23 protein-coding genes, 2 tRNA genes and 1 other annotated feature are annotated in these 23,205 nt (G+C 56.8%); of the genes, 15 read left to right on the plus strand and 10 right to left on the minus strand.

Annotated elements, in window-relative coordinates:
• Positions 1–165 precede the first annotated feature (165 nt).
• The 3 genes from shiA (at position 166) to F0320_RS13920 (ending at position 4,795) form a co-directional block, all read left to right on the plus strand.
• Positions 166–1,482 (plus strand): shikimate transporter, encoded by a 1,317-nt coding sequence (gene shiA, locus F0320_RS13910; RefSeq protein WP_126330293.1) that lies wholly within the window; start codon positions 166–168, stop codon positions 1,480–1,482.
• Positions 1,483–1,555: 73 nt separating this feature from the next.
• Positions 1,556–3,010, plus strand: a complete 1,455-nt coding sequence (locus F0320_RS13915; protein ID WP_047652434.1) for an AMP nucleosidase — start codon at positions 1,556–1,558, stop codon at positions 3,008–3,010.
• An 18-nt stretch (positions 3,011–3,028) separates the two neighbouring features.
• Positions 3,029–4,795, plus strand: coding sequence for an aminopeptidase P family protein (locus F0320_RS13920; RefSeq protein ID WP_149323935.1), 1,767 nt, complete (start codon positions 3,029–3,031; stop codon positions 4,793–4,795).
• A gap of 143 nt (positions 4,796–4,938) precedes the next feature.
• Here F0320_RS13920 and F0320_RS13925 read toward each other — a convergent pair.
• A tRNA-Asn gene (locus tag F0320_RS13925) sits at positions 4,939–5,014 on the minus strand.
• Positions 5,015–5,117: 103 nt separating this feature from the next.
• Complete coding sequence (gene emmdR / locus F0320_RS13930) at positions 5,118–6,572, minus strand: multidrug efflux MATE transporter EmmdR (RefSeq protein WP_126331340.1); 1,455 nt, start codon at positions 6,570–6,572, stop codon at positions 5,118–5,120.
• A gap of 161 nt (positions 6,573–6,733) precedes the next feature.
• Here emmdR and F0320_RS13935 point away from each other — a divergent pair.
• A tRNA-Asn gene (locus F0320_RS13935) sits at positions 6,734–6,809 on the plus strand.
• Between the two features lie 53 nt (positions 6,810–6,862).
• On the plus strand, positions 6,863–7,198 hold the full coding sequence (locus F0320_RS13940) for a gamma-glutamylcyclotransferase family protein (protein WP_126331297.1): 336 nt from the start codon (positions 6,863–6,865) through the stop codon (positions 7,196–7,198).
• A 46-nt stretch (positions 7,199–7,244) separates the two neighbouring features.
• Here F0320_RS13940 and F0320_RS13945 read toward each other — a convergent pair whose 3' ends face one another.
• From F0320_RS13945 to dacD, 4 genes are all read right to left on the minus strand, one after another.
• Positions 7,245–7,580, minus strand: a complete 336-nt coding sequence (locus F0320_RS13945) for a DUF496 family protein (protein ID WP_008499467.1) — start codon at positions 7,578–7,580, stop codon at positions 7,245–7,247.
• Positions 7,581–7,738: 158 nt separating this feature from the next.
• The gene (locus tag F0320_RS13950; protein ID WP_126331295.1) at positions 7,739–8,797 is read right to left on the minus strand and encodes an FUSC family protein; all 1,059 of its coding nucleotides are present in this window, start codon (positions 8,795–8,797) and stop codon (positions 7,739–7,741) included.
• A gap of 92 nt (positions 8,798–8,889) precedes the next feature.
• The gene (gene sbmC, locus F0320_RS13955) at positions 8,890–9,363 is read right to left on the minus strand and encodes a DNA gyrase inhibitor SbmC (protein ID WP_126331292.1); all 474 of its coding nucleotides are present in this window, start codon (positions 9,361–9,363) and stop codon (positions 8,890–8,892) included.
• A 119-nt stretch (positions 9,364–9,482) separates the two neighbouring features.
• Complete coding sequence (gene dacD, locus F0320_RS13960) at positions 9,483–10,649, minus strand: serine-type D-Ala-D-Ala carboxypeptidase DacD (protein WP_126331290.1); 1,167 nt, start codon at positions 10,647–10,649, stop codon at positions 9,483–9,485.
• Positions 10,650–10,847: 198 nt separating this feature from the next.
• Between dacD and sbcB the strand changes: the two genes are divergently transcribed.
• A complete protein-coding gene (sbcB, locus tag F0320_RS13965; RefSeq protein ID WP_407044002.1) occupies positions 10,848–12,284 on the plus strand; it encodes an exodeoxyribonuclease I in 1,437 nt (478 codons plus the stop codon).
• 64 nt (positions 12,285–12,348) lie between these two features.
• On the opposite strand, the gene F0320_RS13970 is transcribed toward sbcB, so the two are convergent.
• The 4 genes from F0320_RS13970 to F0320_RS13985 form a co-directional block, all read right to left on the minus strand.
• Complete coding sequence (locus F0320_RS13970) at positions 12,349–13,707, minus strand: APC family permease (protein ID WP_010432055.1); 1,359 nt, start codon at positions 13,705–13,707, stop codon at positions 12,349–12,351.
• Entirely contained in the window at positions 13,697–13,759 is a 63-nt protein-coding gene (gene yoeI, locus F0320_RS13975; protein WP_099458931.1) for a membrane protein YoeI, read from the minus strand. The genes F0320_RS13970 and yoeI overlap by 11 nt, the downstream gene beginning before the upstream one ends.
• Positions 13,760–13,978: 219 nt before the next feature.
• A complete protein-coding gene (locus tag F0320_RS13980) occupies positions 13,979–14,908 on the minus strand; it encodes a LysR substrate-binding domain-containing protein (RefSeq protein ID WP_047652440.1) in 930 nt (309 codons plus the stop codon).
• A 41-nt stretch (positions 14,909–14,949) separates the two neighbouring features.
• Positions 14,950–15,774: an SDR family oxidoreductase gene (locus tag F0320_RS13985; protein ID WP_149323936.1), complete on the minus strand. Its 825-nt coding sequence runs from the start codon at positions 15,772–15,774 to the stop codon at positions 14,950–14,952.
• Positions 15,775–15,949: 175 nt separating this feature from the next.
• On the opposite strand from F0320_RS13985, the gene hisL reads away from it, so the two are divergent.
• The 9 genes from hisL (at position 15,950) to hisIE (ending at position 23,166) form a co-directional block, all read left to right on the plus strand.
• On the plus strand, positions 15,950–16,000 hold the full coding sequence (gene hisL, locus F0320_RS13990) for a his operon leader peptide (protein WP_001364200.1): 51 nt from the start codon (positions 15,950–15,952) through the stop codon (positions 15,998–16,000).
• Positions 15,976–16,099: a sequence feature (His leader region), on the plus strand. Its footprint overlaps the gene before it by 25 nt.
• 45 nt (positions 16,100–16,144) lie before the next feature.
• On the plus strand, positions 16,145–17,044 hold the full coding sequence (gene hisG, locus F0320_RS13995; RefSeq protein WP_000886595.1) for an ATP phosphoribosyltransferase: 900 nt from the start codon (positions 16,145–16,147) through the stop codon (positions 17,042–17,044).
• Between the two features lie 5 nt (positions 17,045–17,049).
• Entirely contained in the window at positions 17,050–18,354 is a 1,305-nt protein-coding gene (gene hisD, locus F0320_RS14000; RefSeq protein WP_126331283.1) for a histidinol dehydrogenase, read from the plus strand.
• Entirely contained in the window at positions 18,351–19,412 is a 1,062-nt protein-coding gene (gene hisC / locus F0320_RS14005; protein WP_126331281.1) for a histidinol-phosphate transaminase, read from the plus strand. Before hisD ends, hisC begins: the two co-directional genes overlap by 4 nt.
• Positions 19,409–20,476 carry a bifunctional histidinol-phosphatase/imidazoleglycerol-phosphate dehydratase HisB gene (gene hisB, locus F0320_RS14010; protein ID WP_126331279.1) on the plus strand — a complete coding sequence of 356 codons (1,068 nt, stop codon included), beginning with the start codon at positions 19,409–19,411 and terminating at the stop codon, positions 20,474–20,476. Before hisC ends, hisB begins: the two co-directional genes overlap by 4 nt.
• Entirely contained in the window at positions 20,476–21,066 is a 591-nt protein-coding gene (gene hisH, locus F0320_RS14015) for an imidazole glycerol phosphate synthase subunit HisH (protein ID WP_126331277.1), read from the plus strand. Before hisB ends, hisH begins: the two co-directional genes overlap by 1 nt.
• Entirely contained in the window at positions 21,066–21,803 is a 738-nt protein-coding gene (gene hisA / locus F0320_RS14020; RefSeq protein WP_126331275.1) for a 1-(5-phosphoribosyl)-5-[(5-phosphoribosylamino)methylideneamino]imidazole-4-carboxamide isomerase, read from the plus strand. Before hisH ends, hisA begins: the two co-directional genes overlap by 1 nt.
• Complete coding sequence (hisF, locus tag F0320_RS14025) at positions 21,785–22,561, plus strand: imidazole glycerol phosphate synthase subunit HisF (RefSeq protein ID WP_126331273.1); 777 nt, start codon at positions 21,785–21,787, stop codon at positions 22,559–22,561. The genes hisA and hisF overlap by 19 nt, the downstream gene beginning before the upstream one ends.
• Positions 22,555–23,166 carry a bifunctional phosphoribosyl-AMP cyclohydrolase/phosphoribosyl-ATP diphosphatase HisIE gene (gene hisIE / locus F0320_RS14030; protein WP_126331271.1) on the plus strand — a complete coding sequence of 204 codons (612 nt, stop codon included), beginning with the start codon at positions 22,555–22,557 and terminating at the stop codon, positions 23,164–23,166. The genes hisF and hisIE overlap by 7 nt, the downstream gene beginning before the upstream one ends.
• The last annotated feature ends 39 nt before the right edge of the window (positions 23,167–23,205 follow it).

Here is a 23,205-nt window from a genome sequence, read left to right on the forward strand (position 1 = left end):
GCAGGCGAAGATGAAATTTATTTATTCAACGCCTTCCGGAAAGATAAAAACGTTTTCTCAGGCGTTTTGTCGCGGTAGTCTCATAGGTTCCGTTTATATGACGGGCGCAATGTGAGTGACCTTTTCTTATACCAATAATTAAAAATTAGTACGGACAGGACAACTATGGACTCCACCCTCATCTCCGATCGTCCCAACGAGGAGACACCTTCGCTCAATCGTGCCCGCCGCGCAGCCTTAGGCAGCTTCGCGGGTGCCGTCGTCGACTGGTATGATTTTCTGCTTTACGGCATCACCGCCGCCCTGGTGTTTAACCGGGAATTCTTTCCTCAGGTCAGCCCCGCGATGGGCACGCTCGCCGCGTTTGCCACCTTCGGCGTCGGCTTTCTGTTTCGCCCGCTGGGCGGGGTGATCTTCGGCCACTTCGGCGACCGCCTGGGCCGCAAGCGCATGCTGATGCTCACCGTCTGGATGATGGGGATCGCCACCGCGCTTATCGGTATTCTCCCCTCGTTTGCCTCTATCGGCTGGTGGGCACCGGTACTGCTGGTCACCCTGCGCGCCATCCAGGGCTTCGCCGTAGGCGGCGAATGGGGCGGTGCGGCGCTGCTGTCCGTTGAGAGCGCGCCGAAGCACAGAAAAGCGTTTTACAGCAGCGGCGTGCAGGTCGGGTACGGCGTAGGCCTGCTGCTTTCCACCGGGCTGGTATCGCTCATCAGCCAGCTTACTACCGACGAGCAGTTCCTGAGCTGGGGCTGGCGCATTCCGTTCATATTCAGCATCGTGCTGGTCATCGCCGCACTGTGGATCCGTAACGGGATGGAGGAGTCGGCTGAGTTTGACAAACAACAGCTGGAAAAACCGCTCGCCAAAAAGCGTCTGCCTGTGATGGAAGCGCTGGTTCAGCACCCTGGCGCTTTTCTGAAAATTATCGCCCTGCGCCTGTGCGAGCTGCTGACGATGTATATCGTCACCGCGTTTGCCCTGAACTACTCGACGCAGAACCTCGGTCTTCCCCGCGAGCTGTTCCTCAATATTGGCCTGCTGGTCGGCGGGATCAGCTGTCTGACTATACCCTGCTTCGCCTGGCTGGCGGACAGGTTTGGCCGCCGTCGCGTTTACATCACCGGAGCGCTGATTGGCACCCTCAGCGCCTGGCCGTTCTTTATGGCGCTCGAGGCGCAGTCGATCTTCTGGATTGTCTTCTTCGCCATCATGCTCGCCAACATCGCTCACGACATGGTGGTGTGCGTGCAGCAGCCGATGTTCACCGAGCTGTTTGGCGCAAGCTACCGCTACAGCGGCGCGGGCGTGGGATACCAGGTCGCAAGCGTGGTCGGCGGCGGATTTACGCCGTTTATTGCCGCCGCGCTGGTGACCTTCTCCGGCGGCAACTGGCACAGCGTGGCGATTTATCTGCTGGCCGGCTGCCTGCTGTCGGCGGCAACGGCGCTGCTGATGAAAGAGACGAGCCACGGCTGATCTCCCTTTTGTTTCACGGGCGTGTGACATACTATCGGGTAGAGTCGCACACCTGTGGAACAAGGAGACAGAGATGAATAATAAGGGCTCCAGCCTGACCCCGGCTCAGGCGCTGGAAAAACTCGACGCGCTGTATGAACAGTCCGTCAACGCGCTGCGCAGCGCCATTAGCGAATATATCGAAACAGGGAAACTCCCCGATCAAAAGGCCAGAACCGAGGGCCTTTTTGTTTATCCATCGCTCTCTGTGACCTGGGACGGCAGCGCCAGCAGTAATCCCAAAACCCGCGCCTACGCCCGTTTTACCCACTCCGGCTGCTACAGCACCACCGTCACCCGCCCTGCGCTGTTCCGACCGTATCTTGAAGAACAGCTTACGCTGTTGTATCAGGATTACGGCGCGCACATTGCCGTTGAGCCCTCGCAGCATGAGATCCCGTATCCGTACGTGATTGACGGTTCGGCGTTAACCCTTGACCGCTCCATGAGCGCGGGGCTGACCCGCCACTTCCCGACCACCGAGCTTTCGCAGATTGGCGATGAGACGGCAGACGGGATTTATCACCCGGCCGAATTTTCTCCTCTGTCGCACTTTGACGCCCGCCGGGTCGATTTCTCCCTGGCACGTCTGCGCCACTACACCGGTACGCCAGTCGAACATTTCCAGCCGTTCGTGCTCTTTACCAACTACACCCGCTACGTTGATGAGTTTGTCCGCTGGGGCTGCAGCCAGATCCTCGACCCGGAGAGCCCGTATATCGCGCTCTCCTGCGCGGGCGGGATCTGGATCACCGCTGAAACCGAAGCGCCCGAGCAGGCCATTTCCGACCTGGCGTGGAAAAAGCACCAGATGCCCGCCTGGCACCTGATCACCGCCGACGGTCAGGGCATTACGCTGATCAACATCGGCGTTGGCCCGTCAAATGCCAAGACCATCTGCGACCATCTGGCGGTACTGCGCCCGGACGTATGGCTGATGATTGGCCACTGCGGCGGCCTGCGCGAAAGCCAGCTGATTGGAGACTACGTGCTGGCCCATGCGTATCTGCGCGATGACCACGTGCTTGATGCGGTGCTGCCGCCGGATATCCCAATCCCGAGCATCGCCGAAGTCCAGCGCGCGCTGTATGACGCTACCAAAGAGGTTAGCGGCATGCCAGGAGAAGAGGTTAAACAGCGCCTGCGCACCGGTACGGTCGTCACGACGGATGACCGCAACTGGGAGCTGCGCTACTCCGCATCGGCGCTGCGCTTCAACCTGAGCCGCGCGGTGGCGATCGATATGGAGAGCGCCACCATCGCCGCGCAGGGATATCGCTTCCGCGTTCCGTACGGCACGCTGCTGTGCGTCTCCGATAAGCCGCTGCACGGCGAAATTAAGCTGCCCGGCCAGGCCAACCGTTTCTACGAAGGGGCTATCTCAGAGCATCTGCAAATCGGCATTCGCGCCATCGACCTGCTTCGGGCGGAAGGTGACAGGCTGCATTCCCGCAAGCTGCGCACCTTCAACGAGCCGCCGTTCCGCTAATAACGATAAGGAAAAACAATGTCCAGCACATCACCGCTCTCTGCCCTACGCCACTGGCTTGAGGCCAGCCATCTCGACGGGATGATCGTCCCGCGCGCGGATGCCTGGCAGAGCGAATACTGCGCGCCGTACGACGAAAAGCTGGCCTGGCTGACGGGCTTTGACGGCTCTGCCGGCGTGGCGCTGGTGCTGAAAAACAAAGCGCTGCTGTTCGTCGACGGGCGCTATCAGGTTCAGGCCCGCGTTCAGGTGAATCTGGGCGAGATTGAAATTCACCACCTGCACAACGAGCCGCTGGCTCAATGGCTGGCAGAAAACGTTGATGCAGGCACGCGCATCGGTTTTGACCCGCTGCTGATGACCAACGCGGAGTTTGAGCAACTGTCAGCCACGCCGTGCGAGCTGGTGCCTCTGAAGGCCTCGCCGTTTGACACGCTATGGACCGATCGCCCTGCCGGACCGACGGGGCTTATCCGTGAAATGCCGGTTGACCACAGCGGAGAACGCAGCGCGGACAAACGTCAGCGCGTCGCCGCCGTGCTGGCCGCGAACAACGTCGATTATCTCGCCGTTACCCTGCCGGATAACATCGCCTGGCTGCTAAACGTGCGCGGTGCGGATATCCCTTACAGCCCGGTACCGCTCTCATTTGCCCTTCTTGGACGTGACGGTCACGTTGAGTGGTTTGTTAACGACAACAAGCTCAGCGCCCTGCCTGAAGATGTGCGCAATGCGTTTAGCATTGCACCACAGAACGCCTTTGTCGAACGCTGCCAGCAGATTGCTGAAGGCAAGCGGGTGATGGTTGATGCAGATTCCGCGCCGGTTGCCCTGCGCTTCGCCATTGAACCACGCGGAGAAATTGTCTGGCGGACCGACCCTATCACCCTGATGAAAGCCACCAAAAACCCGGTCGAGCTGGCAGGCTATCGCGAGTGCCATCACCGGGACGGTGCCGCGTGGGTTAACTTCCTCGCCTGGCTGAGCCGTGAAGTGCCGCTGCGCGAGGCGGCTGGGCAACCGCTAACCGAGCTGGACGCTCAGGCGCAGCAGCTTGCGTTCCGTCAACAGCAGCCTGGGTTCATCGAGCAGAGTTTTGCGACCATCTCCGCCTCTTCGAGCAATGCGGCGATGTGCCACTATCATTCGAGCGAGGCCAGCAATAAGCCTATCGGCTATAACCATTTTTACCTGAACGATTCCGGCGGCCAGTATGCTAACGGCACCACCGACGCCACGCGCACGCTGGCGTGGGGTCAGGTCGATCCGCAGCAGCGCCTGCACTACACTGCCGTGCTGAGAGGCTTCCTGTCGCTCATTACCCTGCAGTTCCCTTCCGGGACTCAGGGGCATCAGTTGGATGCGTTTGCGCGTCGCCCGCTGTGGGAGATGGGGCTGGATTACGATCACGGCACGGGGCACGGCGTGGGGCACCAGCTGCTGATCCACGAGAACCCGCATCGCATCGCCAAAAAGGTCAACCCGTGGCCGCTGGTGGCGGGCAATATCATGACTATCGAGCCGGGCTACTATCTGGGTGATAGCCACGGTATTCGCATTGAAAACCAGGTGGAGATTGTGGAGAGCCGTCCGGGGTTCTGCAAATTTGCCTCGCTGACGCTGATCCCGATCGACTTAAGTCAGGTTGAGCTGCATCTGCTGAGCGAGCAGGAAAAGCAGTGGCTGGATGAATATCATCAGCAGGTACGGAAGGCATTGTCACCGCTGGTGGATAGCGATGCGCGTGAGTGGCTGGTTGAGGCGACGGCGCCGATTGGTGTGTAATTTCGTGCGGTCTGGTGCCCTCACCCCAACCCTCTCCCACGGGAGAGGGTGCAAACACTAAAAACGGCAACAAGGTTGCCGTTTTGCATTTTGCCTTGCGCAGAAAAGCAAAAAGCCTGCTTTAAAAGCAGGCTTTTTAAATTTGGCTCCTCTGACTGGACTCGAACCAGTGACATACGGATTAACAGTCCGCCGTTCTACCGACTGAACTACAGAGGAATCGTGTGAACGGGGCGCATATTATCGATGCTCCCCCGGGATGTCAAAGGCAGAATGCACATTTCCGATCGTTTGCCGAATTATTCTCCACTTCGCGCAATTGTCAGGCATTTTTCCGCGGATATTTCCACAGCCAGCGCCCGCTGACCATCCGCCAGTAGAACAGCGCGCCCCGCACGGCCCAGTCGAGGAACATCCCCAGCCAGACGCCGACCACACCCCATCCGAGCATCACCCCGAGCGTATACCCCACGACAACGCGACATCCCCACATGCCGAGCATCGATACCCACATCGCAAAGCGGGCATCGCGCGCCCCCTTAAGCCCGGCGGGTAGTACCCATGAGGCTGCCCAGATGGGCATAAAGGCCGCGTTGAGCCAGATGAGGATCTTAACAACCTCTTTAACGTCGTCTTCGTGGGTATAGAACGAAGCCATCAGCCCGGCAAACGGCGCAGTTCCCCAGGCGATCAGCGTTAGCCCAATGGTCGACAGCCAGAACACGTGCCGCAGCTGCCGCTCCGCCTGGCCTATCTGCCCTTTCCCGAGCCGCTTACCCGTAATAATGGTGGACGCTGAACCCAGCGCGTTACCCGGCAGGTTAATCAGCGAGGCAATAGAGAAGGCGATAAAGTTACCGGCGATAACGTCGGTCCCCATCCCGGCGACAAACATCTGCGTGAGCAACTTCCCGCCGTTGAATAACACCGATTCTATGCTCGCGGGAATGCCAATCCCCATCACTTCCCAGATAATGGCGAAATTAAAGGGACGGAAATAGCTTTTCAGCGTCAGACGCAGCGAGGGGGTAATCCCGGCCATCAGCACCCCGATGATGGCTGCCGCACCGATATAGCGTGAAATGGTTAAGCCCAGCCCGGCACCGACGAACCCCAGCCCCTCCCACGAGAACACGCCGTAAATCAGTACGCTGCTGATAATGATGTTCAGGATATTCATCCCGCCGTTGATCAGCAGCGGAATTTTGGTGTTGCCCGCCCCGCGCAGCGCGCCGCTGCCAATCAGGGCAATGGCTGCCGCTGGATAGCTTATGACGGTCATCTCGAGGTAGGTCAGCGCCAGGTCTTTAACCTCGTTCGTGGCCTCCCCGGCGACAAAATCGATAATCTCTTTACCGAAATAGTGGATCACCGCCGCCAGAACGATCGAAAAAATGGTCATGATCATCAGTGACTGGCGGGCCGCCTCGCGTGCACGTTTGGGATCCAGCTTGCCGAGGCTAAAGGCCACCACCACCGTCGTCCCGAGGTCTATGGCGGCAAAGAACGAGATCACCACCATGTTAAAGCTGTCCGCCAACCCAACCCCAGCCATCGCCTCTTTCCCCAGCCAGCTCACCAGAAAAGTGCTCAGAACCCCCATCAGCAGAACGCAGGTATTTTCCAGGAAGATAGGCACGGCAAGAGGGGTGATTTCACGCCAGAACAGGACACGATAGCTTTTACGTTTTGCATACCATGGCGTGCGCGTTATCGCCTGGCGTAAGGAGGCAGTGACGTTCAAAATGGACCTTAGCGAGAAAAGTTGAAACTCCATTTCAAATGATGGGGGACAAATGCTAATCCTGCAAAGTATTTTCCTGAAAAAGATGTGTGGATTTACAACAAACTGACGACAGAATCAGCAATCAGTCGATTTTCCCTAAGATCAGGTTTGACAAAACTTTTTTCGCCGCTAAGATAAGCCTCCACAACGATTCCTCTGTAGTTCAGTCGGTAGAACGGCGGACTGTTAATCCGTATGTCACTGGTTCGAGTCCAGTCAGAGGAGCCAAATTTAAAAAGCCTGCTTTTAAAGCAGGCTTTTTGCTTTGCGGATGAGGGAAAATGAACGCTCTGTTTGTCTACGGCACGCTGCGCCCGGGCCACTGTAATGCGCATATTCTTGAAAACATCGGCGGCGAATGGCTGGCCGGTTCCGTATCCGGCACGTTTTACGAACGCGGCTGGGGCGCTGCGGCGGACTTCCCGGGAATTGTGCTCCACCCTGACGGCCCCCGCGTCGAAGGCTATCTGTTTATCTCTGATAACCTTGCCGCACACTGGCAGATGCTGGATGAGTTTGAAGACGGCTACGATCGGGTTGAGGTCACGGTGACCACCCTTGAAGGCAAGCAGGTTCAGGCCTGGATTTATCAGCTACAGCCGCGTTCTGAATCATAAAAAAGGCTCTCTGTCACCAGAGAGCCTTTTTCACCATTCGCTGCGATTACTCGCTTTTTGCTTCGCCGTTTTTGATTTCGCCCATCACTTTCAGCTTTTTAGAGATGTCACGGCGCTCTTTGGACAGCTCAGCATTTTTGATGATGTAGTCATCAACGCGGTCTTCATAGTCGCTCTTCATGCTGGCGATGATGCCCTGAATAGCTTCAACGCTCATGCCTGGCTTGATGTAGTCGCTCAGGTTGTCGAGCAGCAGAACACGTTTCTGGTTGTCACGGATCTTCTTCTCAACGTCCTGGATTTCACGCTGCAGCTTGTTTTTGCGGCGGAACAGGCGGACGAATTCCAGAACATCCTGGAACGAAGGCTTGGTAGTTTCCATTTTTACACCCCTGATAATGTGAGATTCGGATTCGTTAAGGCAACCGTTGTAACAATAACCTTACTGACAGCGGCTGCGAATGACAATGAGTATATCGTTTAAAGCTATCATAACCCCAATTGCTGCTGAATCGAAGCAGCAGGCGTCACATACGCCTTTTATTTGCGCAGCGCCCGGCAAATAAGGTGCGATAACAGCTCAAGCTGCCGCGCCAGTTCCATGCTCAGCCAGACGTAGCCATGAATAGGGGTTTCCGCCACGTTATCGCTCTGGCGTTCATTGATTAACTGCTTCAGCTCCGCGACGATCTCATTCAGTCGTTCGCTGTTGGCCAGTATCGGCTGAGGGTTCCCTTCATAGAGCGCATGAGCGATGGTCAACAGCGTCTGCTGCGTCATCTGCTGGGTCTCTTTGAGGGTCTGCGCGTTAAGCATCAAAAGATGGCTGGGACGCGAAGCCCAGTGGGCGTTGATTTGCAGTTCAAGCATGCAGACCAGGTTGCGGCTTACCGTCTGGATGGCTTCGAAAATCGATTTTTGAATGCGGGTTTCTTTGCTGGCGGGAGTGATCAGGCCGCGCATTTTGACCACGTCGTTGAGGATGGTTTGCAGATGCTTTTCCAGCCGGGGACGCTCGACCAGATTCGGAGAAAAACCGGCCTGATAGACGCGGTTAAAGGCGGTGACGTAGTTCGCCATCTGAATACGCCAGTGCAGAAAAGCGCGCTGCGGCCAGATGCCGGTGAAGAGCATGGCCAGCAGTGACCCCAGGATGACATCCCCGCTTCGCCACAGCGCAGTGGTCATATCCCCGGCGGGCGCACCGACAACCACCGCGAGCGTAATACCAATCAGCAGCGCCTGATACGGTCTTTTGCCCAACGCCAGCCAGCCGCACAGGAACATGGCGGCCCCGCACCATACCAGCATCACGGGAAACGAGATAAGCTCCAGCTTAAGGGCAATAAGCCCAAGGGCCGAGCCTAAAACCGTCCCGCCAATTCGCTCAAAGGCGCGCGGAACAACGTTCCCCCAAAACGAGATGGGCCCCATCACCACCACCAGGGTGATCAGCGGCCACGTCCCTTCCGGAACATCAAGCAAACGGACCAGTACAAACGTCAATACGAACGCCAGCGCGATGCGACACCCGTGCACCACGCGGTAATGTTTGTACAACCGAATTTCAAAAGGGGTTAATGATTTGTCGGGACGCACACCCGCTCTCCAGCTACACGGCAAATCACAATTGTACTGTGTTTTCAGCCGGGCGGATCGCCCCCGGCTGAAAAACCCTTCGTTTAGCAGGCTTAAGCCGTTTTACGCTCTACCGCGATATACATTTCGATATCCCAGTAGCCGTCTGCATTGCCGTCATTGAGATAGCGTTCGAAGCAGGGTTTAAGCGCCATCTGGTACTTATTGTCCTGCAGCAGAGAGTTGAAGAACTGATACCACGGCGTGGCGAAGTCGTAGTTTTCCACGCGCGCCGTCGCCACGGCATAATCCCCGGCCGCGATTTCCGTCATCATGACGCCTTCGCTGTTTTCCGGGATAACGAAATCGTCCGGCACCGTAACGGCCGTATCGCAGCGCAGTTTTTCTGCCGGGACTTCATCGGGGTTATCGTAGTAGACCGCAACCCACTCCAGCGGCTCAATGTGGCGCCCGTCCACCCACATGACCAGCTGTTCAAAGCCCTGTTTTACCGTTTGTTCCCACGGTCCGACCAAATGAAAACCGGCAATCTTACGTTTCTGTTGCTGCTTGATGCTGTAGTCCATGCTGCCTCCACTTATTACTGTATATTTATACACTATAAAGCTGGATTACTATTATCGGCAAACGAGGAGTGTTTATTATGTGAGCAGACTCGCAACCCTGCCAGTCTGCCCATCAGCGGTTAAAGCGTGTGATGCAGATAATCGCTCATGCGTGAGAACAGGCCGCCCTTATCAACGGCTTCCAGCGTCACCAGCGGCCAGTGCGCCACCACCTTGTCGCGATCGTAGAGCTGGATCTCCCCGACCCGCTGGTGCGCAGCAATCGGCGCTTCCAGCTCTTTTTTATCCAGCATATATTTGGCTTTGATGTTCGGCACTTCCGCTTTCGGCAAGGCCAGCCAGAAGTCCTGGTCGGTGCCCAGTTTCACCTGCTCCTTATCGCCGTACCAGATACGCTCTGTCCCCACTTTTTTACCGCTATGCAGGATTTGCACCGTATCGAAATTCTGCTGCCCCCAGTGCAGCAGTTTCCGGGCCTGGTCCTCACGCCCTTTCGGGCTGTCCGCCCCCATCACCACCGCGATTAAACGGCGCTGCCCGTCAACGGCGGACGCAATCAGATTAAAGCCCGCCCCCGAGGTGTGCCCCGTTTTAAGCCCGTCCACGTTCATGGTTTTATCCCATAGCAGGCCGTTACGGTTTTGCTGGGTGATCCCGTTCCAGGTCAGGCTCTTTTCGCTGTACATATGATAAAACTCAGGCTCGCCGTGAATGATGGCCCGGGAGAGTACGGCCAGGTCATAGGCCGAGCTGTGCTGGCCCGGCGCATCCAGCCCGTGGACGGTTTCAAAGTGCGTATCGCGCAGGTTAAGCTTCTGCACGTAGTCGTTCATCATCTTCACAAACTGCGGCTGACCGCCCGCCACGTGATCGGCCAGCGCCACGCAGGCGTCGTTGCCGGAATCGACAATCAGACCGCGGCTTAAATCGCGCACGCTGACGCGATCGCCCTCTTTCAGGAACATCAGAGACGAGCCGTCAAAAACCGGGTTACCTTTTGCCCAGGCGTCACGCCCTACTGTGACAATGTCGTCCGGCGTAATGCGATGGCTATCAATGGCCCGATCAACCACATACCCCGTCATCAGCTTGGTCAGGCTCGCCGGATTACGTTGTTGATGTTCGTTGCCCGCCGTTAAGATCTGACCAGTCGTGTAGTCCATCAGCACCCAGGAGCCAGCCTGAATGGCCGGAGGCTGCGGCGAAAAATCCAGCGGTTCGGCCGCAAAAGCAGATGAGACACTCGAAGCGAGTAAAGAAACAGCAATAAACAGACGGCGTTTCAACGGTATATCCTCAGGTCATTAAAAATCGATGACCTTTTTACGGGAGTTCTGATGTCGTTACCTGGCTTAATTGCAAAAAAATGTGACAGAGCACAGGTTTTTCTCTGAAGCTGACGCGCAAATTTGCTCGACGGCGGTGCTTTTTATTCGGTCTGAACCGCACGATCGTTTACCATAGTGACGTCATTTTTTAACAGGATGGTATTACTGGTGTCTGACTCTGCCGCTCGCCCGACTTTTTTATTTCATGACTACGAAACCTTTGGCACGCACCCGGCGCTGGACCGACCGGCGCAGTTTGCCGCCATCCGTACCGACGACGAATTCAACATTATTGGCGAGCCTGAGGTCTTTTACTGCAAACCGGCTGATGACTACCTGCCGCAGCCCGGGGCGGTCATGGTCACCGGGATCACTCCTCAGGAAGCGCGCGAGAAAGGCGTTAACGAGGCAGAATTCGCCCGACGCATCCACGATCTGTTTACTGTCCCCAATACCTGCGTGGTCGGTTATAACAACATCCGCTTCGATGACGAAGTCACGCGCAACATCTTCTATCGCAACTTCTACGATCCCTATGCCTGGAGCTGGCAGAACCGCAATTCACGCTGGGATTTGCTCGACATCATGCGCGCCTGTTATGCCCTGCGTCCTGAGGGGATTAACTGGCCGGAAAATGAGGAAGGGCTGACCAGCTTCCGGCTGGAACACCTGACGCGCGCCAACGGCATCGAGCACAGCAATGCCCACGACGCGATGGCGGACGTCTATGCCACCATTGCCATGGCGAAGCTGGTGAAAAACGCGCAGCCCCGGCTGTTTGAGTATCTGCTTAGCCACCGCAGCAAGCAGAAGCTCATGACCCTTATCGACGTACCGCAGATGAAACCCCTGGTGCATATTTCCGGCATGTTTGGTGCCTGGCGCGGTAATACCAGCTGGGTTGCCCCGCTGGCCTGGCATCCGGACAACCGTAATGCGGTCATCATGGTGGATTTAGCCGGCGATATTTCGCCGCTGCTTGAGCTCGACAGCGATACCCTGCGCGAACGGCTTTATACACCGAAAAATGAGCTCGGCGATCTGCCTGCGGTGCCGGTCAAACTGGTGCATATCAATAAATGTCCGGTACTCGCGCAGGCGAATACGCTGCGCCAGGAAGATGCGGACAGACTGGGCATTAACCGTCAGCACTGCCTCGATAACCTGAAAGTGCTGCGCGAAAACCCGCAGGTGCGCGAGAAAGTGGTTGCCATCTTTGCCGAAGCGGAGCCGTTCGTGCCGTCTGAAAACGTGGATGCCCAGCTCTATAACGGTTTCTTCAGCGATGCCGATCGCGCGGCGATGAATATCGTTCTGCAAACCGAGCCGCGTAACTTACCGGCGCTGGATATTACTTTCGCAGATAAACGCATCGAAAAGCTGATGTTTAACTACCGCGCGCGTAACTATCCAGGCACGCTGGACGAAGCAGAGCAGGATCGCTGGCTGCAGCATCGTCGTAATGTCTTTACCCCGGAGTTCCTTAACAGCTATGCCCAGGAGCTGGAAATGCTTTATGGCCAGTATGAAGGGGATGCTGAAAAGCAGGCTCTGTTGAAATCCCTGTTCCAGTACGCTCAAGAGATTGTCTGAGCGAGGGGTATAAAAAAAGCCGGAGGCGATGTCTCCGGCTTTTTTTTGCCCGATGGCGCTGCGCTTACGCGACGTCTTCGTACTGTGGAACCGGGTTACGGAAGCTCTTCGTAACGCAGGCCAGGTAAATCAGACCGATAGCACCCCAGATCAGACCCAGAACCATAGAGCTCTCTTCCAGGTTAATCCACAGCGCACCCACCGTCAGGGCGCCACACATTGGCAGCACCAGATAGTTGAAGTGGTCTTTCAGCGTTTTATTACGCTTCTCGCGGATCCAGAACTGAGAGATCACCGAGAGGTTAACAAAGGTAAATGCCACCAGCGCACCAAAGTTAATCAGCGCGGTTGCAGTCACCAGGTCAAATTTAATGGCCATCAGTGCGATTGCGCCAACCAGCAGTACGTTCCACGCCGGAGTTCGCCATTTCGGATGAACGTAGCCGAAGAAACGGGTTGGGAACACACCATCACGACCCATTACGTACATCAGGCGAGAAACACCTGCGTGTGCCGCCATACCGGATGCCAGTACGGTTACGCTGGAGAAGATCAGCACGCCCCACTGGAAGGTTTTCCCTGCAACATACAGCATGATTTCAGGCTGTGATGCGTCCGGCTCTTTAAAGCGAGAGATGTCCGGGAAGTACAGTTGCAGGAAGTAGGAAGCTCCGATAAAGATCATGCCGCCAATAAGCGCGGTCAGGAAAATCGCTCTCGGGATCACGCGCTCGGCGTCTTTGGTCTCTTCAGACAGAGAAGAGATACCGTCAAAGCCCAGGAACGAGAAGCACAGGATGGTCGCACCGGTGATCATCGGCACAACGTGCGCGCCTTCAGACCAGAACGGACGGGTGCTGGCCAGCGTACCTGCGCCTTCACCGTGGGACACGCCGTAAATGATTAACCCCACGATAACCGCAACGATACCCATCTGCAGAATAACAATCAGGGTGTTGAAGTTCGCCACGGTCTTGATGCTGCGCAGGTTAGAGATGGTCATAAAGGCCACCAGCGCGACAACGAAGATCCACGATGGAACAGAAGGCACCAGCGCTTCGAAGTAAATTTTTGCCAGCAGAATGTTGATCATCGGCATGAACAGATAGTCCAGCAGAGATGACCAGCCCACCATAAAGCCAACCGCCGGGCTAATGGATTTCTGAGCATAGGTATAGGCAGAGCCTGCAGACGGGAAACGGCGAACCAGTTTTCCGTAGCTCAGCGCTGTAAAGAGAATGGCGACCAGCGCAAAGGCGTACGCCGTTGCAACGTGACCGTCAGTAAGGCCTGATACGATACCGAATGTATCGAACAGCGTCATCGGTTGCATATAGGCCAGGCCCATCATAACAACCGGAATCAACGTAAGCGTTTTACGTAATTCCACGCGAGAGGTGTTTGGAGTTGCGTTATGCGACATAGTTATTCTCCTTTACGGTGATAACCGCCACGTAAGCGAAAAATTGCCCCATTTGTTTCTTCCTCAGCGACAACAACTGTCGGATTTTAGTAAATATCTATCCGGTACGAAGCCCGGCCTCTTGGTTTTTAGTTTCGTTTCGTACATGCAAAAAAAAATAACCGACGCCTTTTATATCGTCGATTATTCATTTGGTTGCAGCGGCCGCATTTTGCCCCACTTCGGATACAAAAGGCAATACTTTGCAAAGCGCGGGTCGATTTTCTTTTTGCTAACTGGCTGATTTCTGGACGCCGGGCTGAGAGTAAACGGCGGCGATAGCACTATTTGCTAAAATTTCGTCCCGCCACCAGGCGCTGGCAAGCCCGGCAGTTTGTTCATTCCAGCCGACCCACACCGATTCATTACTGCTTTGAGCAAGTACCTGTTTTTCAACAAGCGCACCGCTGTCAATAAACCGCTGCGCCAGATAGCGCGGTAAATAGCCGCAGCCGAGGCCGCTTATTTGCAGTTCCAGCTTGGTTTTAAAGTCGAAAACGGTAATGGCCTCCTGCTCATCAAGCAGCTGCGAGGAGACCGAGCATTCCGGACGAGAACTGTCCCCAACAACTATGGCGCGGTAGCCTTTAATTACGCGACGGTTAAGCGGCTCGGATTCCTGAGCCAGCGGGTGATGGGGTGCCACGGCAAATACCTGCTCCAGCACGCCGAGGCGGGCAAAACCAAAATCACTCAGCTGGGGAGGCTCATGGAGTGCACCGACGAAAATGTCCGCCCTGCCCTGCGTTAAGGCATCCCAGGATCCACCCAGCACGCCGTTGATAAAGATAAGCCGGGTCACGCTGTGGTGTTGATAGAAGGCTTCAATCAGCGGCGTCAGGAGAGAAAACGGAAAGGTATCATCCACGCCAATAACCAGCTCGTTTTCCCATCCCTGATGGAGTTTTACGGCCTGTTTTTCGAGCTCACGAACGGTATGGAGGACTTCGCGGCCTTTTTCCAGCAGCATCTGTCCGGTACGGGTGAAACGTGCGCGGTGTCCGGAACGATCGAGGATCTGGATATTGAGATCGCTTTCCAGTTTTTGAACGGTATAGCTCAGCGCTGACGGGGTTTTGTAGAGCTTTGCTGACGCAGCGGCAAAGCTCCCCTCTTTTTCCAGAGCATCCAGAATAATAAGAACATCCAGCAGCGGTTTCATGCTCGCCCCCTTCTGGTGCGCGACCGTCTCCGCTGCGGGTCTTATTCCATGGGCATCACCAGCGGATCGGGATACTGATACTCAAACCCCAGTTCATGACAAATGCGATTGCCATCAACAATTTTGCCTTTGCTGTCATCCTTTGCCTCACCAAAAACCGGCGGAGCCAGGCCCAGCTGACGTGCCATCAGCGGGTAAAACGTGCTGCGTGCCGGATGAGAAGGTGCACATATATTATAGATGTGTCCACCTTTCGGAGCCTGCAAGAGTAGCTCAATCGCGCCTACAACATCGTCAAGATGCACAAGATTGACAACATGCTGACCGTCTGGCGCAGACTTTCCGGCAAAAAAGCGTCCCGGGTGGCGGCCAGGACCCACCAGCCCCGCCAGACGTAAGATATCGACCTGCGTGCCGGGAAGATTATGCAGCCAGTCTTCCAGCTCTTTCAGAACCTGACCGCTCGCCGTCACGGGACGGCGCTCGGAACTCTCTTTCACCACGCCCTCAACTTCGCCATACACCGACGTCGAGCTGGTAAAAATGATGCGCGGAACATGGTGCGCCAGCGCGCTGTCGACGATCTCCTGCATCGCCTGCAGATAAAATGACTCGCCCGACCCGCTGCGCCGCGCGGGGAGCGTGATCACCAGCGCATCGACGTTCATCAGCGTGTCCAGATCGTCAGCATCACACACCAGCTCCGGTTCAAGGCGCAGCTCAACGCCGTCAATACCGCACATGCGCGCCGCCTCTACCCCATCCGCCGTGGTTTTGCTCCCGGTCACCTGCCAGCCTTTCGCGGCTAATGACATCGCCAGCGGCATTCCCAGCCATCCTAAACCGACAATCGCGACCTTTTTCATGCGAATTCTCCTGACTCTCACTCGTCTTTTATAAGGCTACGCCAGCCCGGCAGAACACACAATTCATAGCATCAATATGAAATGAATTAATGATCAAAAAAAGCCCTTGCAATATGTCGTACAACTGGTTTAGGTTAAAAGACATCAAATGAATAAGCATTCATCGAGAATTTATATGACACGCGTTCAATTTAAACACCACCATCATCACCATCATCCTGACTAGTCTTTCAGGCGATGTGTGCTGGAAGACGTTTGGATCTTCCAGTGGTGCATGAACGCATGAAAAAGCCCCCGGAAGATCTTCTTCCGGGGGCTTTTTTTTGGACCGAATTCAGACAGGTTAAAACAGGTTAACGAGGAATAAAGAATGTTAGATAACTCACGCTTACGCATAGCTATTCAAAAATCAGGCCGTTTGAGCGACGACTCACGCGAACTGCTGGCCCGCTGCGGGATTAAAATTAACCTGCACACCCAGCGCCTGATTGCTCTGGCTGAAAACATGCCCATCGACATTCTGCGCGTGCGTGATGACGATATTCCCGGCCTGGTCATGGATGGCGTCGTTGACCTCGGCATTATCGGGGAAAACGTGCTTGAAGAAGAGCTGCTGACCCGCCGCGCGCAGGGCGAAGACCCGCGTTACTTCACCCTGCGTCGTCTGGACTTCGGCGGCTGCCGCCTGTCCCTGGCAACGCCGGTTGACGAAGCGTGGGACGGCCCGGCCGCGCTGAACGGCAAACGTATCGCCACCTCTTACCCTCACCTGTTAAAGCGTTATCTCGACCAGAAAGGCGTGCAGTTTAAGTCCTGCTTGCTGAACGGCTCCGTTGAAGTGGCGCCGCGTGCAGGTCTGGCGGACGCCATCTGTGACCTCGTCTCTACCGGGGCGACGCTGGAAGCCAACGGTCTGCGCGAAGTGGAAGTGATCTACCGCTCTAAAGCGTGCCTGATTCAGCGTGACGGCGAGATGGCCGACGCCAAACAGCAGCTGATCGACAAATTGCTGACCCGTATTCAGGGCGTAATTCAGGCGCGTGAGTCTAAATACATCATGATGCACGCCCCAACCGAGCGTCTGGATGAAGTGATTGCCCTGCTGCCAGGCGCCGAACGCCCAACCATCCTGCCGCTGGCGGGCGATCAGCAGCGCGTGGCGATGCACATGGTGAGCAGCGAAACCCTGTTCTGGGAAACCATGGAAAAACTGAAGGCGCTGGGCGCAAGCTCCATCCTGGTGCTGCCGATTGAGAAGATGATGGAGTAATGGCCATGAGCTTTAACACAATCATCGACTGGAATACCTGTAGCAACGCACAGCAGCGCGAGCTGCTGATGCGCCCGGCGATTTCCGCCTCAGAGAGCATCTCACGCACCGTGGCGGAGATCCTGGATAACGTCAAAGCCCGTGGCGATGACGCGCTGCGTGAATACAGCGCGAAGTTTGATAAGACGGAAGTCGGCGCATTACAGGTTACCGAGCAGGAAATCATTGATGCCAGCAATCGTCTGGGTGACGACATCAAGCAGGCGATGGCCGTTGCGGTGAAAAACATTGATACCTTCCACACCGCGCAAAAGCTGCAGACCGTGGATGTCGAAACCCTGCCCGGCGTGCGTTGCCAGCAGGTCACGCGCCCGGTTGCATCCGTCGGCCTCTATATTCCCGGCGGCTCTGCCCCGCTTTTCTCCACCGTACTGATGCTGGCGACTCCCGCGCGAATTGCCGGGTGTCAGAAAGTGGTGCTGTGCTCACCGCCACCGATTGCCGACGAGATCCTCTACGCGGCGAAGCTGTGCGGCGTGCAGGCGGTCTATAAAGTGGGCGGCGCGCAGGCGATTTCGGCCCTGGCGTTTGGCACGGAATCCATTCCGAAGGTCGACAAAATTTTTGGTCCGGGCAATGCGTATGTGACCGAAGCCAAGCGCCAGGTCAGCCAGCGTCTGGACGGCGCGGCCATAGATATGCCTGCCGGCCCGTCTGAGGTGCTGGTGATTGCCGACAGCGGCGCAACGCCGGACTTCGTGGCGTCCGACCTGCTTTCTCAGGCGGAACACGGCCCGGACTCGCAGGTTATCCTGCTGACGCCGGATGCCGATATGGCGAAACGCGTGGGCGAAGCCGTTGAGCGCCAGCTTGCCGACCTGCCCCGCGCCGACACGGCACGCCAGGCGTTAGCGGCCAGCCGCCTGATTGTGGCGCGCGACCTGGACCAGTGCATTGCCATCTCCAACCAGTACGGCCCGGAGCACCTGATTATTCAGACCCGCAGCGCGCGCGATCTGGTCGACAGCATTACCAGCGCAGGCTCGGTGTTCCTCGGTGACTGGTCACCGGAGTCCGCGGGCGATTACGCCTCCGGCACCAACCACGTGCTGCCCACGTATGGCTACACCTCAACCTGTTCGAGCCTGGGTCTGGCGGATTTCCAGAAACGCATGACCGTGCAGGAGCTCTCCCGCGAAGGGTTTGCGTCACTGGCTTCAACTATTGAAACCCTGGCCGCCGCTGAGCGGCTGACTGCCCACAAAAATGCCGTTACGCTGCGCGTTGCAGCCCTGAAGGAGCAAGCATGAGCATTGAAGAGTTAGCCCGCGAAAATGTCCGTCGCCTGACGCCTTACCAGTCGGCGCGTCGTCTCGGAGGCAAAGGAGATGTCTGGCTGAACGCTAACGAATTCCCGACGGCGGTACAGTTTGAACTGTCGCAGCAAACGCTTAACCGCTATCCGGAGTGTCAGCCGAAAGCCGTTATTGAGAACTACGCTCAGTACGCAGGGGTGAAGCCAGAGCAGGTGCTGGTCAGCCGCGGCGCGGATGAGGGCATTGAACTGCTGATCCGCGCGTTCTGCGAGCCGGGCAAAGATGCGGTGATGTACTGTCAGCCGACCTACGGCATGTACAGCGTCAGCGCGGAAACCTTCGGCGTGGCGTGCCGCAACGTGCAGGCGCTGGAAAACTGGCAGCTGGATCTTCAGGGGATTGCCGACAATCTCGATGGCGTAAAAGTCGTGTTTGTCTGTAGCCCGAACAACCCGACCGGACAGGTTATCAACCCGCAGGATATTCGCACCCTGCTGGAGATGACGCGCGGTAAAGCGCTGGTGGTGGCCGACGAAGCCTACATCGAGTTCTGCCCGCAGGCGACGCTGGCAGGCTGGCTGGAAGAGTATCCGCACCTGGTGGTGCTGCGTACGCTGTCGAAAGCCTTTGCCCTCGCGGGCCTGCGCTGCGGATTCACCCTGGCGAATAAAGAGGTCATCGACCTGCTGCTGAAAGTGATCGCCCCATACCCGCTCTCGACGCCGGTTGCTGATATTGCGGCACAGGCGCTGAAGCCTCAGGGGATCAACGCGATGCGCGAGCGCGTGGCGCAAATTCTGGAGGAACGTCAGTATCTGGTGACCGCCCTGAAGGGTATCCCTTGCGTGGAGCAGGTATTCGACTCGGAAACTAACTACATCCTGGTGCGCTTCACCGCATCGAGTGCCGTATTTAAATCTTTATGGGATCAGGGCATTATCTTACGAGACCAGAATAAACAACCTTCTCTGAGTGGCTGCCTGCGCATTACCGTCGGCACCCGCGCAGAGAGCCAGCGCGTGATTGACGCCCTGAAAGCGGAGAAAGTATGACCCAGAAGATCCTTTTCATCGATCGTGACGGCACCCTTATTTCGGAGCCACCAGCCGATTTTCAGGTCGATCGATTCGACAAGCTGGCCTTTGAACCGGACGTGATCCCGGTGCTGCTCAAGCTGCAAAAAGCAGGCTTTAAGCTGGTGATGATCACCAACCAGGATGGTCTGGGTACCGACAGCTTCCCGCAGGCGGACTTTGACGGCCCGCATAATCTGATGATGCAGGTGCTGACCTCTCAGGGCGTGGTATTTGATGAAGTGCTGATTTGCCCGCACATGCCGGCCGACGAGTGCGACTGCCGTAAGCCAAAGGTGAAGCTGGTAGAGCGCTACCTGGCTGAAGATACGCTGGATAAAACCAACAGCTATGTCATCGGCGATCGCATCACCGATATTACGCTGGCGGAAAACATGGGCATCGCGGGACTGCGCTACGACCGCAACAACCTTAACTGGGCGAAGATTGGCGAGCAGCTGACAAAACGCGACCGCTATTCCCACGTTGAGCGCAACACCAAAGAGACGCAGATTGACGTGAAGGTCTGGCTGGACCGTGAAGGCGGCAGCAAGATCCACACCGGCGTCGGTTTCTTCGACCACATGCTCGACCAGATTGCCACCCACGGCGGATTCCGCATGGAAATTACGGTAAAAGGCGATCTCTACATTGACGATCACCACACCGTGGAAGATACCGGCCTGGCGCTGGGTGAAGCCCTGAAGCTGGCGCTCGGCGACAAGCGCGGTATTAACCGTTTTGGCTTTGTTCTGCCGATGGACGAATGTCTGGCGCGCTGCGCGATGGACATCTCCGGTCGTCCGCACCTGGAGTATAAAGCCGATTTCACCTACCAGCGCGTGGGCGATCTGAGCACCGAAATGGTGGAGCATTTCTTCCGTTCATTGTCCTACACCATGGGCCTGACGCTGCACCTGAAGACCAAAGGTAAGAACGACCACCACCGCGTGGAGAGTCTCTTCAAAGCCTTTGGCCGTACCCTGCGCCAGGCAATTCGCGTGGAAGGTGACGCCCTGCCTTCATCGAAAGGAGTGCTGTAATGAATGTGGTCATTCTGGATACCGGATGCGCCAACCTAAACTCCGTGAAATCGGCGATTTCGCGCCACGGCTATGAGCCGGTGGTGAGCCGAGACCCGGACCTGGTGCTGCGCGCCGACAAACTCTTTTTACCGGGCGTGGGCACCGCGCAGGCGGCGATGGATCAAATTCGCGAACGCGAGCTGGTCGACCTGATCAAAGCCTGTACCCAGCCGGTGCTGGGCATTTGCCTGGGCATGCAGATCCTGGGCCGTCGCAGCGAAGAGAGCAACGGCGTTGACCTGCTGGGCATTATTGATGAAGACGTGCCGAAAATGACCGATCGCGGTCTGCCTCTGCCGCATATGGGCTGGAACCGCGTGTACGCCAAAGCGGGCGACAGGCTGTTTCGCGGCATCGATGACGGCGCGTATTTTTACTTCGTGCACAGCTACGCCATGCCGGTGAACGTGAATACGATCGCCCAGTGCACCTACGGCGAGGCGTTTACGGCGGCCGTACAGAAAGACAATTTCTTCGGCGTGCAGTTTCACCCGGAGCGCTCTGGCGCCGCGGGCGCGCAGCTGCTGAAAAACTTCCTGGAGATGTGATGATTATTCCCGCTTTAGATTTAATTGACGGCACGGTTGTTCGTCTCCACCAGGGCGATTACGGCCAGCAGCGCGACTACGGAAACGACCCGCTGCCGCGCCTGCAGGATTATGCCGCCCAGGGTGCGCAGGTACTGCACCTGGTGGATTTGACGGGCGCGAAAGATCCGGCGAAGCGCCAGATCCCGCTGCTTAAACAACTTGTTGCGGGTGTTGATGTGCCCGTCCAGGTCGGCGGCGGCGTGCGTACGGAAGATGACGTCGCGGCGCTGCTGGAGGCTGGCGTGGCCCGCGTGGTGGTGGGTTCAACCGCCGTGAAAGATCCTGAGACCGTGAAAGGCTGGTTCCGCCGCTTTGGCGCCGATGCCCTGGTCCTGGCGCTGGACGTGCGTATTGATGAACAGGGTAATAAGCAGGTGGCCGTCAGCGGCTGGCAGGAAAACTCCGGCGTGACGCTGGAAGAGCTGGTCGATATCTATCTGCCCGTTGGCCTGAAGCACGTGTTATGCACTGACATCTCCCGCGACGGTACGCTTGCTGGCTCCAACGTCTCGCTTTATGAAGAGGTTTGTGCGCGTTATCCGCAGGTGGCGTTCCAGTCTTCAGGCGGAATTGGTGATATAGGCGACGTGGCCGCGCTGCGCGGTACCGGTGTGCAGGGCGTGATTGTGGGCCGGGCCCTGCTGGAAGGTAAATTTACTGTGACGGAGGCGATTCAATGCTGGCAAAACGGATAATCCCTTGCCTGGACGTACGTGACGGCCAGGTCGTGAAAGGCGTGCAGTTCCGCAACCACGAGATCATTGGCGACATCGTCCCGCTGGCAAAACGCTATGCCGATGAAGGCGCAGACGAGCTGGTATTTTATGACATCACCGCCTCCAGCGATGGCCGCGTGGTCGATAAAAGCTGGGTGGCACGCGTGGCGGAAGTGATCGATATTCCGTTCTGCGTGGCGGGCGGGATTAAGTCCGCTGACGACGCCGCCAAAATTCTCTCGTTTGGCGCCGACAAGATTTCTATCAACTCCCCTGCCCTGGCCGACCCGGAGCTCATTACCCGCCTTGCAGATCGCTTTGGTGTGCAGTGTATTGTGGTCGGTATCGACACCTGGTTTGACGATACCACCGGCAAGTACCACGTTAACCAGTACACGGGCGACGAAAGCCGCACCCGCGTCACCCAGTGGGAGACGCTGGACTGGGTGCAGGAAGTGCAGAAGCGCGGCGCGGGCGAGATTGTCCTGAACATGATGAACCAGGACGGTGTGCGTAACGGCTACGACCTGGAGCAGCTTAAAAAAGTGCGTGCGGTCTGCCACGTGCCGCTGATTGCCTCCGGCGGCGCGGGCACTATGGAACACTTCCTGGAAGCCTTCCGTGACGCGAACGTGGACGGCGCACTGGCCGCCTCCGTGTTCCACAAACAGATTATCAATATTGGTGAGTTAAAAACGTACCTGGCCGGCCAGGGCGTGGAGATCAGGGTATGTTAACAGAGCAACAACAGGCGCAGCTGGACTGGGAAAAAACTGACGGATTACTGCCGGTGGTTGTGCAGCATGCGGTTTCAGGCGAAGTGCTGATGCTGGGGTATATGAACCAGGACGCGCTGGCAAAAACGCTTGGCAGCGGCAAAGTCACGTTTTTTTCGCGCACCAAACAGCGTCTGTGGACCAAAGGCGAAACCTCAGGCCATTTCCTGAATGTAGTGAGCATTACGCCAGACTGCGATAACGATACCCTGCTGGTACTGGCAAACCCCATCGGCCCGACCTGCCACAAGGGCACCAGCAGCTGCTTTGGTGAGGCGAGCCACGAGTGGCTGTTCCTGTACCAGCTTGAGCAGCTTCTGGCTGAACGTAAAACGGCTGACCCAACCAGTTCATATACCGCGAAGCTGTACGCCAGCGGAACCAAGCGTATTGCGCAGAAGGTGGGTGAGGAAGGCGTCGAGACGGCGCTGGCCGCGACGGTGCATGACCGCGAGGAGCTGACCAATGAAGCGTCTGATTTGATGTATCACCTGCTGGTGCTACTGCAGGATCAGGAGCTGGATTTGACGGCGGTGATTGAAAATCTTCGAAAACGTCACAAATAAAAAAACCGGGGATATCCCCGGTTTTTTTTAATCTGCAAA

It is taken from the genome of Enterobacter dykesii, from assembly GCF_008364625.2.
Taxonomy (GTDB): domain Bacteria; phylum Pseudomonadota; class Gammaproteobacteria; order Enterobacterales; family Enterobacteriaceae; genus Enterobacter; species Enterobacter dykesii.

What these genes read in the sequence shown, in the direction of transcription:
- sbmC (WP_126331292.1), bottom strand. Translation starts at nt 9,363, where the DNA reads ATGGACTACAGCATCAAGCAGCAACAGAAACGTAAGATTGCCGGTTTT.
- F0320_RS13980 (WP_047652440.1), bottom strand. Translation starts at nt 14,908, where the DNA reads ATGAAACCGCTGCTGGATGTTCTTATTATTCTGGATGCTCTGGAAAAA.
- hisB (WP_126331279.1), top strand. Translation starts at nt 19,409, where the DNA reads ATGACCCAGAAGATCCTTTTCATCGATCGTGACGGCACCCTTATTTCG.
- hisC (WP_126331281.1), top strand. Translation starts at nt 18,351, where the DNA reads ATGAGCATTGAAGAGTTAGCCCGCGAAAATGTCCGTCGCCTGACGCCT.
- F0320_RS13915 (WP_047652434.1), top strand. Translation starts at nt 1,556, where the DNA reads ATGAATAATAAGGGCTCCAGCCTGACCCCGGCTCAGGCGCTGGAAAAA.
- hisF (WP_126331273.1), top strand. Translation starts at nt 21,785, where the DNA reads ATGCTGGCAAAACGGATAATCCCTTGCCTGGACGTACGTGACGGCCAG.
- hisA (WP_126331275.1), top strand. Translation starts at nt 21,066, where the DNA reads ATGATTATTCCCGCTTTAGATTTAATTGACGGCACGGTTGTTCGTCTC.
- sbcB (WP_407044002.1), top strand. Translation starts at nt 10,848, where the DNA reads ATGGTATTACTGGTGTCTGACTCTGCCGCTCGCCCGACTTTTTTATTT.
- emmdR (WP_126331340.1), bottom strand. Translation starts at nt 6,572, where the DNA reads ATGGAGTTTCAACTTTTCTCGCTAAGGTCCATTTTGAACGTCACTGCC.
- shiA (WP_126330293.1), top strand. Translation starts at nt 166, where the DNA reads ATGGACTCCACCCTCATCTCCGATCGTCCCAACGAGGAGACACCTTCG.
- F0320_RS13940 (WP_126331297.1), top strand. Translation starts at nt 6,863, where the DNA reads ATGAACGCTCTGTTTGTCTACGGCACGCTGCGCCCGGGCCACTGTAAT.
- hisH (WP_126331277.1), top strand. Translation starts at nt 20,476, where the DNA reads ATGAATGTGGTCATTCTGGATACCGGATGCGCCAACCTAAACTCCGTG.
- F0320_RS13945 (WP_008499467.1), bottom strand. Translation starts at nt 7,580, where the DNA reads ATGGAAACTACCAAGCCTTCGTTCCAGGATGTTCTGGAATTCGTCCGC.
- hisG (WP_000886595.1), top strand. Translation starts at nt 16,145, where the DNA reads ATGTTAGATAACTCACGCTTACGCATAGCTATTCAAAAATCAGGCCGT.
- hisIE (WP_126331271.1), top strand. Translation starts at nt 22,555, where the DNA reads ATGTTAACAGAGCAACAACAGGCGCAGCTGGACTGGGAAAAAACTGAC.
- F0320_RS13970 (WP_010432055.1), bottom strand. Translation starts at nt 13,707, where the DNA reads ATGTCGCATAACGCAACTCCAAACACCTCTCGCGTGGAATTACGTAAA.
- hisD (WP_126331283.1), top strand. Translation starts at nt 17,050, where the DNA reads ATGAGCTTTAACACAATCATCGACTGGAATACCTGTAGCAACGCACAG.
- F0320_RS13985 (WP_149323936.1), bottom strand. Translation starts at nt 15,774, where the DNA reads ATGAAAAAGGTCGCGATTGTCGGTTTAGGATGGCTGGGAATGCCGCTG.
- F0320_RS13920 (WP_149323935.1), top strand. Translation starts at nt 3,029, where the DNA reads ATGTCCAGCACATCACCGCTCTCTGCCCTACGCCACTGGCTTGAGGCC.